Source organism: Variovorax sp., from assembly GCF_965279555.1.
Classification (GTDB): Bacteria; Pseudomonadota; Gammaproteobacteria; order Burkholderiales; family Burkholderiaceae_C; genus Variovorax.
Map to the genome: position 1 here is coordinate 1,752,036 of NZ_OZ257247.1, position 14,429 is coordinate 1,766,464.

Genomic DNA, 14,429 nt, shown 5'->3' on the forward strand with positions numbered 1-14,429 from the left:
TTGACCAGCGTCAAACAGGCCTACGAGGCGGAACTCGCTGCGCGCGGGTTCCACAGCGATCCCGCGCAACTGCGCGCCGTGGAGGCGCTGGATCGCTGCGCCAACGAATGGGCCGAGTACAAGGCCCAGCGTTCGAATGCGCTGAAGAAGTTCATCAACCGGCCGGAGCTTCCGCGCGGCGTCTACATGTACGGTGGCGTCGGGCGGGGCAAGAGCTTCCTGATGGACCTCTTCTTCAACGCCGTGCCGCTGCGGCGCAAGACGCGCCTGCACTTCCACGAGTTCATGCGCGAAGTGCACCGCGAACTGCGCGAGCTGCAAGGTACGGTCAATCCGCTCGACGAACTGGGCTTGCGCATTTCCAGGCGCTACAAGCTGATCTGTTTCGACGAGTTCCATGTGGCGGACATCACCGACGCGATGATTCTTCATCGGCTGCTGGTGTCGCTGTTCGAGAACGGCGTGGGCTTCGTCACCACCTCGAACTTCAAGCCCGACGATCTTTATCCCGGCGGGTTGCATCGCGACCGCATCCTGCCTGCCATCGCGCTCCTGAACGAGAAGCTCGAGGTGCTCAGCGTCGACAACGGCACCGACTACCGGCGCCGCACGCTGGAGCAACTGCGCATGTACCTCACGCCCAACGATGCGGCGGCCGAGAAGGAAATGCGCAAGGCCTTCGACAAGCTGGCCGAGGTGGCCGACGAAAACCCCGTGCTGCACATCGAGTCGCGCGAGATCCGCGCGCGGCGCAAGGCCGGCGGCGTGGTCTGGTTCGACTTCAAGACGCTGTGCGGCGGTCCGCGTTCGCAGAACGACTACCTGGAGATCGCCAGCCAGTTCCACACGGTACTGCTGTCCGACGTGCCGCACATGCCCGTGCGCATGGCTTCGGAAGCACGCCGTTTCACCTGGCTCGTCGACGTCTTGTACGACCGGCGCTGCAAGCTCATCATGTCGGCCGAGGTTCCGCCCGAGGCGTTGTACACCGAGGGTCCGCTGTCGCACGAATTCCCGCGCACGGTCTCCCGGCTCACTGAAATGCAGTCGAGCGAGTTTCTTTCCCTGGAACGCCGCATCGTCGACACCCGACTCACATGAAAAAATTCGCCCTTGTCCTGTTGATGTCGTTGGCCAGCCTGCCGTTGTGGGCGCAGTCCAATGCCGCCTCGGGCACCGTCGATCTCGAAGCCGAGAAGCGCAGGCTCTCGTCCGAGCGCGAGGCCATGGAAAAGCGCTTCCTGGAAGAGCGGACCGCCTGCTACAAGAAATTCGCGGTCGAAGACTGCCTGAGCGAAAGCCGAACACGGCGCCGGATCCAGTCCGACAGCATCAAGCGCCAGGAAACCGCGATCAACGACATCCAGCGCCAGCGCAGCGGCGCGGCAGAGCTGCAAAAGCTCGACCAGAAGGCCGCCACGCAGCGCGAGCAAGACACCAAAGAGAAGCAGGAACAGTCGATCCAGAACCAGAAGGACCGCGAGCAGCGCGCGGCCGACCATGCGTCCAGCCGAGCCTCCACGGCCGCCGGCGATGCCGAGCGCGAGCGCGCATTCCAGTCGAAGCAGCAGGCGCACGCCGACGAGCAGGCCAGGGCGGCCCGGCTTCGCGCGGACGCGTCGGCGAACGTCCAGCGCTTCCAGGACAAGCAGAAGAGGGCCGCCGAGCACAGGGCCGACATCGAGCGCAGGAATGCGTCGAACGACAAGCCGCGCGGCGCGCCGCTGCCGCCGCCTCCCGCGCCGGGCACGCCGGCTCCGGCCGCACCCTGATTCGCGAATTGCCAACGCGAACGGGCGCGCTCAGGCGGTCACTGGCAGCGCGTCGAGCTTCAGGACCGCAATGGAGATGTTGTCGCCGGTGCCGCGCGCCCGGCGACGTGCTTCGCCCACCAGGATTTCGACCGCGTCGCGCGGTGGTTGCGCGTACAGCACGCTGGCCATTTCCTCGGGCGTGAAGTAGTGCCAGAGCCCGTCGCTGCATGCCATCAGCAGGTCGCCGGACTGCATCTTCGGAATGTAGTGCGGATCGATGGGCGGCGGCGTCGTGGTCATGCCAAGGCAGCCCAGCAGGATGTTTCCCTGCGGATGGGTATTGGCTTCGGCCTCGCTGATCTGGCCGCGGTCGATCAGCGCCTGCACGTACGAATGGTCGCGCGTGCGCTTGACGAGCTGTCCGTCGTGGAAGTGATAGATGCGCGAGTCTCCGGCATGGATCCAGGCGCATTCGCCCTTGGGATTCAGCAGGAAGGCCGCCAGCGTGCTGTGGGGCTCCTGTTCGCTGGAAACGGCGGTGAGCTTGATGACCGTGTGCGAGTCTTCCAGCATCTGCCTCAGCAGGACTTCGGGGTCGTCGCGGCCCGGCGCGTAGCGCGCGAAGAGCTGGCGTGCGGTCATCATCACCTGGTCGGACGCCTTGCGCCCGCCACTGCGACCGCCCATGCCGTCCGCAACGACGCCCAGCACGCAGCCGGGCACCCGCGGGTGACTCATCATCAAGACCTGGTCCTGTTGGTACGGGCGGTCTCCCTTGTGGAGTCCGGTGGCCGCTGCTAGTCGAAAGCCTTGAGTCATGAGGCATGTGCGCCGAAGCGCGTGGTTCTGTCTTCTCGGGGATTCGTGTCAGGACGTATTATCGAATGAACATGCGACGCGCCAACTCTGCGTTCGCTCCCCACCGTTGGACTCCAATCTTCATTCCCTTTCCCGGCAGCTGATCGAGCTGCGTATCGAGCATGCCGATCTCGATGCCACCATCGACCGGCTGGCCGAAGGCTCGCCGCAAGACGAGCTGCTGCTGCGGCGCCTCAAAAAGCGCCGCCTCGCATTGCGCGACCAGATCACGCGCCTTGAGAACGTGCTCGACCCGAAAGAGCCGGCGTGACGGGCGCGCTCGAAGACAAGGTGCGCGACGCATTCGCGCAAGACGGCGCGCTGTCGCGTGCCGCCGAGCAGTTCCGCGAACGCTCGGGCCAGACCGAGATGGCCATGGCCGTGGCCCGCACCATCGACCAGGGCGGCGTGCTCGTGGTCGAGGCTGGTACCGGGGTGGGCAAGACCTTCTCGTACCTCGTGCCGGCCTTGCTGAGCGGCGAGCGCGTGCTGCTGTCCACCGCCACCAAGACCCTGCAGGACCAGCTGTTCGGCCGCGACCTGCCGCGGCTGGTCGAGGCCTTCGGGCTGCCGGTGCGCACTGCGCTGCTCAAGGGGCGCGCCAGCTACCTCTGCCTGCATCGCCTGGACACCGCACGCCATGACGCATCGCTGCCCGAGCGCGGCAGCCTGCGCACGCTCGCCAAGATCGAGCAATGGTCGAAGGCAACTCGCACCGGTGACCTGGCCGAGCTGCCGGGGCTGGACGAGCGTTCGCCGCTGATCCCGCTCATCACTTCCACCCGCGAGAACTGCCTGGGCGCGCAGTGCCCGCAGTTCAAGGCCTGCCACGTCAACCTGGCGCGGCGCGAGGCGCTCGCCGCCGACATCGTCGTCATCAATCATCACCTGTTCTTTGCCGATCTCGCGGTGCGCGAGACCGGCATGGCGGAATTGCTGCCGACGGTGAGCGTCGTCGTGTTCGACGAGGCGCACCAGCTCAATGAAACCGGTGTGCAGTTCCTGGGCGCCCAGCTCGGCAGCGGACAGGCGCTGGATTTCGCGCGCGACATGCTGGGCTCGGGCCTTCAGCATGCGCGTGGCCTGGTCGACTGGCAGCAACTGGTGTCCGGCGTCGAGCGTGCCGCGCGCGAGCTTCGGCTTGTGGTCGGCAAGCAGTGGCCGGGCGCCAAGCTGCGGTGGCTGGGCCCTTCGCCGGAAGGCATCGATCCCGACGCCTGGCAGCATGCGCTCGATGACCTTCAGCACTCATTTGAATTGGCGGCTGAAGGGCTGGCCACCGTCAGCGAGATTTCGCCCGACTTCGTGCGGCTGCACGAGCGGGCACGCCAGCTCGCCAAGCGCACTGCGCGCTTCGCGCTGCCTTGCGAGGTCGACTCGGTGCGCTGGGTCGATGTCGGCTCGCAACTGCGGCTGATCGAGTCGCCGCTCGACATCGCCGATGCGATGCGCAAGCGCGTGCTCAAGATTGCCGATGAGTCGGATACCGACGAAGGCAGCGACGCGGAAGACGGCGACGAACTCGATGCCTACGGCGAGCGGACCGCCCGCGAGACGCCGGTGCACGAAGACAGCGGCCGAGCCTGGGTCTTCACCTCGGCCACGCTGGGCGACGAGCCCACGCTGCGCTGGTTCACCGAGCCCTGCGGCCTGCACGATGCCGAAGTGCTGCGCGTGCAGAGCCCGTTCGACTATGCCTCGCAGGCGGCGCTGTACGTGCCTCGCGTGTTCCCCAAGCCCAACGATCCCGCGCACAGCCAACGTGTCGCCCAGCTGGCTGCGCACGGCGCCACCGAACTCGGCGGCCGCACCCTGGTGCTGACGACAACGCTGCGCGCCTTGCGCACCATTGGCGACGCCATCAAGCAGCAGTTCGAACTGCTCGAGACCGAAGCTCGCCCCGAGGTCTTGGTGCAGGGCGAACTGCCCAAGCGGGTGCTGATGGATCGCTTTCGCGAGGGCGCGAGCGCTGGGCGTGCGGGCTGCGTGCTGGTGGCGTCGGCTTCGTTCTGGGAGGGCTTCGATGCGCCGGGCGATGCGCTGCAACTGGTGGTGATCGACAAGCTGCCGTTCCCGCCGCCCAACGACCCCCTGGTCGAGGCACGCTCGCAGCGTCTCGAGGCGCAGGGGCGCAGTTCGTTCGCGGATTATTCGTTGCCCGAAGCGGCCGTAGCGCTCAAGCAGGGTGCGGGGCGGTTGATCCGGCGGGAAACCGACAGCGGCGTGCTGGCAATCTGCGACACCCGCCTGGTTGCCATGGGTTATGGCCGCCGCCTGCTGGCGGCGCTTCCGCCGATGCGGCGGCTCGAAAACGAAGCGGATTTCGACGCCGCGCTGGACGCGCTCAGGAGCTAGCCGGAGCGCGCCTGTTCAGGACTGCTGGCCTTACCAGACCTTCCACCAGGGGTCTTCCTTGCCCTTGAAGCCGTTGGCAAGGTAGGTGCTCTGGGGGTAGTTGGTGGTCAGCACGCGCTGGGCGTCGTCGCGCAGGTCCTTCATGCCGAGCGCATCGTACGACTTCACCATGATGTACAGGGCTTCCTCGAGCGCCGGCACTTCGCGGTAGTCGGACAGTGCGATCTGGGCACGGTTGATGGCTGCCAGGTAGGCGCCGCGCGAGTAGTAGTAGCGGGCCACGTGAACCTCGTACTGCGCGAGCGAGTTCACGATGTAGTTCATGCGCTGGCGCGCGTCAGGGGCGTAGCGCGACTCGGGGAAGCGGGTCACGAGGTCCTTGAACGACTCGAACGACTCCTTGGCCGCCTTCTGGTCGCGCTCGGACAGGTCCTGGCGCGTGAGGAACGCGAACATGCCGAGGTCGTCGTTGAAGTTGATCACGCCCTTCAGGTAGAGCGCGTAGTCGAGCGCGGGGCTCGCCGGGTGCAGCTTCATGAAGCGGTCGATGGTGGCGATGGCGCTGGCCTTTTCGCCCGACTTGTACTGGGCGTAGGCTTTTTCCAGCTGGGCCTGCTGCGCGAGCGGCGTGCCGGCGGCGCGCCCTTCGAGCTTCTCGTAGAGCGGAACGGCCTTGTCGTAGGCTCCCGATCCGGCCTCGTCCTTGGCTTCCGCGTAGATCTTGTTGGGACTCCAGTTCGCGGTCTTGTCGACGGTGGTCGACGAGCAGCCGGCTGCGAGCAGGGCCGCCGCGCTGAGCGCGATCCAGGTAGGGACCGATAATTTGGCGCGAAACATCACATACGGCTTTCGTGAAACAGTTACCCTCAATTATATCGACCGACCCTTTGGGCAATACCCCCGAGAACCAGGAGGCGGCCGAACACGAGGAGGGCGCCGACCCGGCCGAGGCCAGCGAACTGCGGCCCTTCACCATCGATTCGGCCCAGCATGGCCAGCGACTGGACCGCGCGCTGGCTGCACTGGTGCCCGAGTTTTCCCGCAGTTACCTCCAGCAGCTCATCGAGGCGGGTGCCGTCGAGCTGCAGGGGCGCACCGTCACCAAGGTCTCGGCCGGCGTCAAGGCGGGGCAGGTGGGGCGCATCGAGCTGCGGCCCACGCCCCAGAGCCAGGCTTTCCGGCCAGAGCCCATGGACCTCGTCACCGTGTACGAGGATGAGCATCTGCGCATCGTCGACAAGCCTGCCGGGCTGGTCGTGCATCCAGCGCCCGGGCATTGGAGCGGCACGTTGCTCAACGGACTGCTGGCGCTCGACCCGAAGGCCGTGCTGCTGCCGCGCGCCGGCATCGTTCACCGGCTCGACCGCGACACGAGCGGGCTGATGGTGGTTGCGCGCACGCGGGCGACGATGGACGCGATGGTCGCGTTGATCGCCGCGCGCGAGGTCAAGCGGCAGTACCTTGCGATCGGGCACAAGCCCTGGGTTGGCGCGGCGGCCCGGCAGGTCGATGCGCCCATCGGGCGGGACCCGCGCAACCGGCTGCGCATGGCCGTGGTCGACCTGGAACGCCATGCGGGCAAGACCGCGCGCACGCTGATCGAGCGGCTCGACAGCCATTCCGAAGGCTGCATGGTGCGCTGTACCCTCGAAACCGGCCGCACCCACCAGATCCGCGTGCACATGGCGTCGATAGGGCATCCGCTGGTGGGAGACGCGCTTTACGGCGGCGCGCCGGCCGCCGGCCTGTCGCGCCAGGCGCTCCATGCGTTCCGGCTGGCCTTCGTGCATCCGGTGACCCAGGAAGCCATGGAGTTCCGCTCGCCGCCGCCGCCCGACCTGGTTCAGGCTTTGCAGTCCTGGGGGCTGGATTACAATCGCGCCTGACGGCCCGAGGGCCGCGCCGGCCATCCGATGCCGGCCTTGCGTTGCATTCGCCGCGTGCCGGCAACGCCTACTCCTTTCATCCTTGTGAGCCAGCGTCTACCCAGGCGCCTTTTCCCGGATAACGCGAACCATGAATACGGCGGATGCCAAGCGCATTCTCGAAACCGCCTTGATCTGTTCGAGCCAGCCGCTGCCGGTGCGCGACATGCGCGTGCTGTTCGACGACGAGCTGGGCGTGGACACCATCAAGGTGCTGTTGCTTGAATTGCAGGAAGACTGGGCGCAGCGCGGCCTGGAGCTTGTGAGCGTCGGCAGCGGCTGGCGTTTCCAGAGCCGGCCCGAGATGCGCGATCATCTCGACCGGCTGCACCCCGAGAAGCCGCCGCGCTACACGCGCGCCGCCCTCGAGACGCTGGCCATCATCGCGTACCGCCAGCCCGCGACGCGCGGCGACATGGAAGACATCCGCGGCGTGACGATCAACTCGTTGATCCTCAAGCAGCTCGAAGACCGCGGTTGGGTCGAGGTGATCGGCCACCGCGAAACCGTCGGCAGGCCGGCGCTGTACGCAACCACGCGGCAGTTCCTTGACGACCTCGGCCTGGCGTCGCTTGACCAGCTGCCGCTGATCGAGACGCCCGCGCAGCAGGCCGCCCTGGTCGACGCGCTCGAGCAGGCATCCGGCGAGCAGCAGGGGTTGCCGATGGATGCCGTCGAGGAGCCCGCCGAAGTGCCCGTGCCGGCGGAAGTGCTGTCCGAGGCTGCTGAAGCCGTGGAGGCCGCGCAGGCGCAAGTCGCCGAAAACGCCGCCGCCGCCGATGAATCCGAGGCGCCTTCGGCCGCCGAACCCGTTCTGGCGCAAGAGCCCGAACAACAAGAACCCGACGGTCCGTCCGATGACGAGGCCGATCCCCAAGCAGTTTCTCCCGGAAAAACCTCATGAGCCCATCCGACACCGACGACGCGGCAATGCTGCCGGCCGAGCCCGAAGTCAAGAAGAAGAAAAGGGCGGCCGCGCCCAGGAAGGCCGCGGTTGCCGCTGCCGAGTCGGTGGCGCCGGAGGCTGTATCCGAAGTGTCGGTTGCGCCGGCGGAGCCAGCGGCCGAGGCTGAGGTGCCCAAGAAGCCGCGCGCGCCCCGCAAGAAGAAGGTCGTGGAGCCGGCGGAGCAGTCGGTGTCCGAAGAAGCACCGTCGCCTGTGGCTGACGCTGCGCCCGTGGTCGAGGTCGAGGTCGAGGTCGTGGCCGAGGTGGCAAAAGAGCCTGCGCGGGCGCCCGAGCCCGTTGCCGCCGAACCGGCCCGCGACTACAGCGAGGAAGACGACGAGGAAGAGGAAGAGCCCGACGAGGAAGAAGACGACCTCGATCGCGCCCGCCGAGCCGCCGAGCGCGAGCAGCGCAATGCGCTGCCGCCCGAGCCGATCCGATTCGCCGACGTCATTTCCGGCCAGTTCGACGCCGACGAGGAAAGCCCCGAAGTCCCGCCGCTCAAGCGCGTGCTGCTGCCAGAGGCCGACTCGCCCAAGCTGCACAAGGTGCTGGCGCAGGCGGGCCTCGGTTCGCGGCTCGAAATGGAGCAACTGATTCTCCAGGGGCGCATTTCCGTCAACAACGAGCCGGCCCACATCGGCCAGCGCATCCAGTACGGCGATCAGGTCAAGATCAACGGCAAGCCCATCCGCTACCGTATCGCGCCTCCTCCGCCGCGTGTCATTGCGTACCACAAGCCCACCGGCGAAGTGGTCACGCATGACGATCCGCAGAACCGGCCCACCGTGTTCCGCAAGCTGCCGCGCCTGCAGCAGGGCAAGTGGCAATCGGTCGGCCGGCTCGACCTGAACACCGAAGGCCTGCTGCTGTTCAGCAGCTCCGGCGATCTGGCCAACCAGCTCATGCACCCGCGCTTCGGCCTTGAGCGCGAGTACGCAGTGCGCGTGCTGGGCGCGCTCACCAGCGAAGAGAAGCAAAAGCTGCTCGACGGGGTGCGCCTGGACGACGGCATGGCCCAGTTCGGCACCATCGAGGACGGCGGCGGCGAAGGCTCCAACTGCTGGTATCGCGTGACGATTTCCGAAGGCCGCAACCGCGAGGTGCGCCGCCTGTTCGAGTCGGTCGGCCATGCGGTCAGCCGGCTGATCCGTATCCGCTATGGCGCGATGGTGCTGCCGCGCGGCCTGAAGCGCGGCGCCTGGATGGAGCTCGACGAGCGCGACATCCGCGCGCTGTTCCAGGCTTCAGGTGGCGCTGTCGCCCGACCCGGTCCGCAGCAACGCGGTCCTGGCCAGGAAGGCGGTGGAAACAATGGTCGCAACGGACGCAACAAGAAGCGCCGCGGCAACCGCAACGGCGGCCAGGGTGGCGGCCAGCCGCGCGAGATGCGCGACGACGGCAACCGCGGCGAAGCGCCGATTCCGAACCCGTTGGGCGACGGCCGTCCACCGCGCGGAGACCGTGGCCCACGCCCCAATCGGGGTGGTGGCGGTAACGGCGGCCAGCAGCCCCAAGGACAAGGCCAGGGACGCCGCGGCAAGGGCGGCGGCAATCGCCAGGGGGACGACCGCCAGCCGAGCGGAGTCAACCAGCCCGATCCGATGAAGACCTCGCTTGGTTACATCGGCGCCGACAGCTTCTCGCGACAGCGCAAGGAGCAGCGCGGAGGCCCCGGCCGCCGCGGTGGTGGAGGAGGTGGCGGAGGCGGCTTCGGCAACGCGGGTGGCGGACGTCGCCGCGGGCGCTGAAAGTCTCCCGTCGGAGCGCGGCCTTTCGCGGGGTTTTCATGAGCCCAGGGGGCTGCGCCGGTTAAAATCAGAGGCTTTGTCGACATACGGCGCAACAAACTCGTTGCAGTTGTGACAAAACTATTCAAAATCAAAGCTCCAGGAAGCATTTCAATGGCTATCGAACGTACCCTCTCCATCATCAAGCCCGACGCAGTCGCCAAGAACGTCATCGGCAAGATCGTTTCCCGTTTTGAAGCTGCCGGCCTCAAGATCGTCGCAGCCAAGCTGGTGCACCTGTCGCGCAACGAAGCCGAACAGTTCTACGCCGTGCACAAGGAACGTCCCTTCTTCAAGGACCTGGTCGAGTTCATGATCTCGGGCCCCGTGTTCGTGCAAGTGCTCGAAGGCGAAAACGCCATCGCCAAGAACCGTGACCTGATGGGCGCCACCGACCCCAAGAAGGCAGCCGCCGGCACCATCCGCGCCGACTTCGCCGACAGCATCGACGCCAACGCCGTGCACGGCTCGGACGCCCCCGAAACCGCAGCGAACGAAGTTGCATTCTTCTTCGCCGGCCTCAACGTCTACGCACGCTGAAGTCGTATCTCGACCGATTCCATGACCACGGCCAATCTGCTCGAATTCGATCTCGAGGGGTTGGCCGCGTTCTGCGAAAAACTCGGCGAGAAAAAATTCCGCGCCACGCAACTGTTCCGCTGGATCCACCAGCGTGGCGCCAGCGACTTCACCCAGATGACCGATCTGGCCAAGTCGCTGCGCGAGAAACTCGCGACCACCGCTCGCGTCGAGGCCCTGTCGGTCCTCACGCAGCACGAATCCAAGGACGGCACGATCAAGTGGCTGTTCGACGTCGGCGACGGCAATGCCGTCGAAGCCGTGTTCATTCCGGAAGACGACCGCGGCACGCTGTGCGTGTCGTCCCAGGCCGGCTGTGCGGTCGGATGCCGCTTCTGCTCGACCGGGCACCAGGGCTTCAGCCGCAACCTCACCACGGGCGAAATCGTTGCCCAGCTGTGGTTTGCCGAGCACTTCCTGCGCAAGCACCTCAAGCGCGACGAGCGCGTCATCTCCAACGTGGTGATGATGGGCATGGGCGAGCCGCTGCAGAACTATTCCGCGCTGGTGCCCGCTCTGCGCACCATGCTCGACGACAACGCCTATGGCTTGTCGCGCCGTCGCGTGACGGTGTCGACCTCCGGGGTGGTGCCCATGATCGACCGCCTGGGCGCCGATTGCCCTGTAGCCATGGCCGTCTCGCTGCACGCGCCCAACGACGCGCTGCGCGATGACCTCGTGCCGCTCAACCGCAAGTACCCGATCGCCGAGTTGCTCGAGGCCTGCAAGCGCTACCTGGCGCACGCGCCGCGCGACTTCATCACCTTCGAGTACTGCATGCTCGACGGCGTCAACGACCAGCCGGAGCATGCGCGCCAGCTGATCGAGCTTGTTCGCACAAGCGGCGTGTCGTGCAAGTTCAACCTGATTCCATTCAATCCGTTTCCGGCCTCGGGCCTGCTGCGTTCGCCGCAGCCGCGCGTGCTGGCATTCGCCAGGACGCTGAGCGAAGCGGGTCTGGTGACTACCGTGCGCAAGACGCGGGGCGACGACATCGACGCCGCCTGCGGCCAGCTTGCCGGCGACGTCAAGGACCGCACCCGCGCAGCCGAGCGCATGGCCCAGCGCCGTGCAACCGAGCGCCCCATTGTTTTGCATCCGGTCCGCAAGACCGTTCCCGAGGAGCACTGAAGCAATGAGCATGGCCTTTCCGATGACGACCGCTAGCGCGCAGCGAATGCTGGCCGCGAGCTTTGCCGGCGTCGCCGTGACTTTTTTGCTCGCCGGTTGCGTCAGCACGCGCACCACCACCACGAGCCTGGCCGACACCAGTTCAGGCAAGGGCGTGGACATCGTCACCGAATCCGACGAAAGCTCCCGGCAGCGCCGCGCGCGCCTGCGCATGGAGCTGGCATCGGGCTACTTCGAGCAGGGCCAGACCAACGTCGCGCTCGACGAGATCAAGCAGGCGCTCGCCGCCGACCCCAACAATTCGGACGCGTACAACCTGCGCGGCCTGGTCTACATGCGGCTCGACGACGCCGGCATGGCCGAGGACAGCTTTCGCCGTGCGATCGCCATCAATCCGCGCGACCCCAACACGCGCCACAACTACGGTTGGCTGCTGTGCCAGCAGAACCGCTACGGTGACGCGGCAACGCAGTTCAACGAGGCGCTCGCCGTGCCCAGCTACGCCGACCGCGCCAAGACGCTCATGACGCGCGGCGTCTGCGAGCTCAAGGCGGGCCAGCGCGCGCAGGCCGAGCGCACCCTGCAGCAGGCCTACGAGATCGATGCCGGCAACCCGGTGGTCGGCTTCAACCTGGCCCTGGTGCTCTCGCAGCGCGAAGAATGGTCGCGCGCGCAGTTCTACATTCGCCGCGTCAACAACGGCTCCTCGGCGAGCGCCGAGACGCTTTGGCTCGGCATCAAGATCGAACGAAAGCTCAACAACCGCGAAGCAGTGGCGCAGTTGGGAGGCCAACTGCAACGACGCTTCCCCCAGTCGCGGGAGGCATCAGCGTACGAGCGCGGGAATTTCAATGACTGATCGGGTTTCGGAGTTCGGCACTTCCGCGGCACAGCCGCTCGAAGCAGCCGACATCACGCACAAGACCGCCGGCGACATGCTTCGCGAGGCGCGCGAGGCCCATGGCCTGCATATCGAAATGGTGGCGGCGGCACTCAAGGTGCCGCCCCAGAAACTTCTGGCGCTCGAGGCCGACGACATCGCTTCGTTGCCCGACCCGGTCTTTGCGCGCGCGCTCGCCAGCAGTGTCTGCCGCGCCCTGCGCATCGATCCGGCCCCCGTGCTCGCCAAGCTGCCGACCACGCAGAAGGTGTCTCTGGCCGCGGCCGACCGGACGCTCAAGACCAATATCTCGTCGGGCACGCCGCGCTGGACCGGCAGCGGCCGTTCGAGCGGCGGTCTGCCGTCGCGTGCGCTGCTCGCGGTCGTGGTGTTGCTGCTGATCGGCGCCGGCGCGCTGTTCTGGCTGCCGCAGTCGGTCTTCGATCAGCTCGGCGCCTCCGTTTCCCGCCTGACAGCACGTGGCGCGGCCGATGGCTCCGCAACGAACGACGCGTCTGCAGATGCGCAGGCCGCATCGGGTGGCTCGGGCGTGATCGCCCAGGCAGTGCCGGCCCAGCCGGTGGCGCCGAACGGCTCGGTGAGCGCCGCAGGAGAGTCGCCAGCTGCTGCAGCTGCCCCGAATCCCGCCGCTGCAACCCCGGTCGCAGCGACACCGGCAGTCGCACCGGCCGCAAGCAGCCAGCAACTCGTCTTCGTGGCCCGTGAAGAGTGCTGGATCACCGTGACCGAAGCCGGCGGCAAGCAATTGCTGCGCCGCAGCCTGAAGGCTGGCGAGACCGTCGGCCTGTCGGGTGTGCTGCCGCTGTCCGTGGTGGTAGGCCGCGCGTCGAGCGTCGACGTGCAGGTGCGCGGCAAGCCCTTTGACCTGAAGCCCGTCACCAAGAGTGGTGGCGTGGCGCGTTTCGAGGTGACGTCATGAGCGACTGCCTTCCCATCGATTCCGCGGCGCCCAAGGCGCGCCGCTCGCGCCAGGCCAGTGTGGTCTGGGGACCGCGTGTCGTGACGGTGGGGGGCGACGCGCCGGTGCGCGTGCAGTCGATGACCAACACCGACACCGTCGACGCCATCGGCACGGCGATCCAGGTAAAAGAGCTTGCACTGGCCGGTTCGGAGATGGTGCGCATCACCGTCAACACGCCCGAAGCGGCGGCGCAGGTGCCCTACATTCGCGAGCAGCTCGACCGCATGGGCGTCGACGTGCCGCTGATCGGCGACTTCCACTACAACGGCCACCGCCTGCTCACCGACTATCCGGCCTGCGCCGAAGCGCTGAGCAAGTACCGCATCAACCCCGGCAACGTGGGCAAGGGCGACAAGAAGGACAAGCAATTCGGCCAGATGATCGACGCCGCGATGCGCTGGAACAAGCCCGTGCGCATCGGCGTCAACTGGGGCAGCCTCGACCAGGAACTGCTCGCCAGCCTGATGGACACCAACAGCCAGCGTGCCCAGCCCTGGGATGCCAAGCAGGTGATGTACGAGGCGCTGATCACATCCGCCATCGAGTCTGCCAGGCTGGCCGAGTCGATGGGCATGGCCGGCAACCAGGTCATCCTGTCGTGCAAGGTAAGCGGCGTGCAAGACCTGATCTCGGTCTATCGCGAGCTGGCCAGGCGCTGCGAATATCCGCTGCACCTGGGCCTGACCGAGGCCGGCATGGGCACCAAGGGCACGGTGGCTTCGGCCACGGCGCTGTCGATCCTGCTGCAGGAGGGCATCGGCGACACCATTCGCGTGTCGCTCACGCCGCAGCCGGGCGAGTCGCGCACACAGGAAGTGCTGATTGCCAACGAGATCCTGCAGGCGCTGGGCCTGCGCGTGTTCGTGCCGAGTGTCACCGCCTGCCCGGGCTGCGGCCGCACCACCAGCACCACCTTCCAGGAGCTGGCCAAGCAGATCGACGACTACCTGCGCATGCAGATGCCGGTCTGGCGCAACAAGTATCCCGGCGTGGAAACGCTGAAGGTGGCCGTCATGGGCTGCATCGTCAACGGCCCCGGCGAGAGCAAGCACGCCGACATCGGCATCAGCCTGCCCGGTACCGGCGAGGCGCCCGCCGCGCCGGTCTTCATCGACGGCGAAAAGGCGCTCACGCTGCGCGGCGACAATATCGCCAACGAGTTTCACCAACTCGTAGAAACCTATATCGAAAAGCGCTTCGGCGGCGAGCACGCCGTCGCTGCCTGACAC

The 14,429-nt window shown here is 66.9% G+C and carries 14 protein-coding genes; 12 read left to right on the forward strand and 2 right to left on the reverse strand.

Going from position 1 to position 14,429, the window contains the following annotated elements; all coding sequences use genetic code 11:
• Together zapE and ACQY8B_RS08370 are read left to right on the forward strand one after the other, a co-directional pair.
• On the forward strand, positions 1–1,101 hold the full coding sequence (zapE, locus tag ACQY8B_RS08365; protein ID WP_422086277.1) for a cell division protein ZapE: 1,101 nt from the start codon (positions 1–3) through the stop codon (positions 1,099–1,101).
• Positions 1,098–1,772 (forward strand): hypothetical protein, encoded by a 675-nt coding sequence (locus ACQY8B_RS08370; RefSeq protein ID WP_422086278.1) that lies wholly within the window; start codon positions 1,098–1,100, stop codon positions 1,770–1,772. Before zapE ends, ACQY8B_RS08370 begins: the two co-directional genes overlap by 4 nt.
• 30 nt (positions 1,773–1,802) lie before the next feature.
• Here ACQY8B_RS08370 and ACQY8B_RS08375 read toward each other — a convergent pair whose 3' ends face one another.
• Complete coding sequence (locus ACQY8B_RS08375; RefSeq protein WP_422086279.1) at positions 1,803–2,573, reverse strand: PP2C family protein-serine/threonine phosphatase; 771 nt, start codon at positions 2,571–2,573, stop codon at positions 1,803–1,805.
• A gap of 106 nt (positions 2,574–2,679) precedes the next feature.
• Between ACQY8B_RS08375 and ACQY8B_RS08380 the strand changes: the two genes are divergently transcribed.
• Together ACQY8B_RS08380 and ACQY8B_RS08385 are read left to right on the forward strand one after the other, a co-directional pair.
• On the forward strand, positions 2,680–2,883 hold the full coding sequence (locus ACQY8B_RS08380; protein ID WP_422086280.1) for a YdcH family protein: 204 nt from the start codon (positions 2,680–2,682) through the stop codon (positions 2,881–2,883).
• Entirely contained in the window at positions 2,880–4,967 is a 2,088-nt protein-coding gene (locus tag ACQY8B_RS08385; RefSeq protein ID WP_422086281.1) for an ATP-dependent DNA helicase, read from the forward strand. The genes ACQY8B_RS08380 and ACQY8B_RS08385 overlap by 4 nt, the downstream gene beginning before the upstream one ends.
• A gap of 30 nt (positions 4,968–4,997) precedes the next feature.
• Here the strand turns inward: ACQY8B_RS08385 and ACQY8B_RS08390 are convergent, their stop codons facing one another.
• Positions 4,998–5,804 (reverse strand): outer membrane protein assembly factor BamD, encoded by an 807-nt coding sequence (locus ACQY8B_RS08390; RefSeq protein ID WP_422086282.1) that lies wholly within the window; start codon positions 5,802–5,804, stop codon positions 4,998–5,000.
• A 50-nt stretch (positions 5,805–5,854) separates the two neighbouring features.
• Between ACQY8B_RS08390 and ACQY8B_RS08395 the strand changes: the two genes are divergently transcribed.
• The 8 genes from ACQY8B_RS08395 to ispG all read left to right on the forward strand — a co-directional run bounded on the left by ACQY8B_RS08395 (position 5,855) and on the right by ispG (position 14,426).
• Complete coding sequence (locus ACQY8B_RS08395; protein WP_422086283.1) at positions 5,855–6,853, forward strand: RluA family pseudouridine synthase; 999 nt, start codon at positions 5,855–5,857, stop codon at positions 6,851–6,853.
• Positions 6,854–6,983: 130 nt separating this feature from the next.
• Positions 6,984–7,796: an SMC-Scp complex subunit ScpB gene (scpB, locus tag ACQY8B_RS08400; protein ID WP_422086284.1), complete on the forward strand. Its 813-nt coding sequence runs from the start codon at positions 6,984–6,986 to the stop codon at positions 7,794–7,796.
• Positions 7,793–9,589, forward strand: a complete 1,797-nt coding sequence (locus tag ACQY8B_RS08405) for a pseudouridine synthase (protein WP_422086285.1) — start codon at positions 7,793–7,795, stop codon at positions 9,587–9,589. Before scpB ends, ACQY8B_RS08405 begins: the two co-directional genes overlap by 4 nt.
• A 153-nt stretch (positions 9,590–9,742) precedes the next feature.
• Positions 9,743–10,168 (forward strand): nucleoside-diphosphate kinase, encoded by a 426-nt coding sequence (ndk, locus tag ACQY8B_RS08410; protein WP_019653122.1) that lies wholly within the window; start codon positions 9,743–9,745, stop codon positions 10,166–10,168.
• Positions 10,169–10,189: 21 nt separating this feature from the next.
• Complete coding sequence (rlmN, locus tag ACQY8B_RS08415; protein ID WP_422086286.1) at positions 10,190–11,338, forward strand: 23S rRNA (adenine(2503)-C(2))-methyltransferase RlmN; 1,149 nt, start codon at positions 10,190–10,192, stop codon at positions 11,336–11,338.
• 4 nt (positions 11,339–11,342) lie between these two features.
• Complete coding sequence (pilW, locus tag ACQY8B_RS08420; protein WP_422086287.1) at positions 11,343–12,197, forward strand: type IV pilus biogenesis/stability protein PilW; 855 nt, start codon at positions 11,343–11,345, stop codon at positions 12,195–12,197.
• Complete coding sequence (locus tag ACQY8B_RS08425; protein WP_422086288.1) at positions 12,190–13,158, forward strand: helix-turn-helix domain-containing protein; 969 nt, start codon at positions 12,190–12,192, stop codon at positions 13,156–13,158. The genes pilW and ACQY8B_RS08425 overlap by 8 nt, the downstream gene beginning before the upstream one ends.
• The gene (ispG, locus tag ACQY8B_RS08430) at positions 13,155–14,426 is read left to right on the forward strand and encodes a flavodoxin-dependent (E)-4-hydroxy-3-methylbut-2-enyl-diphosphate synthase (RefSeq protein WP_081269100.1); all 1,272 of its coding nucleotides are present in this window, start codon (positions 13,155–13,157) and stop codon (positions 14,424–14,426) included. Before ACQY8B_RS08425 ends, ispG begins: the two co-directional genes overlap by 4 nt.
• Positions 14,427–14,429: the final 3 nt, after the last annotated feature.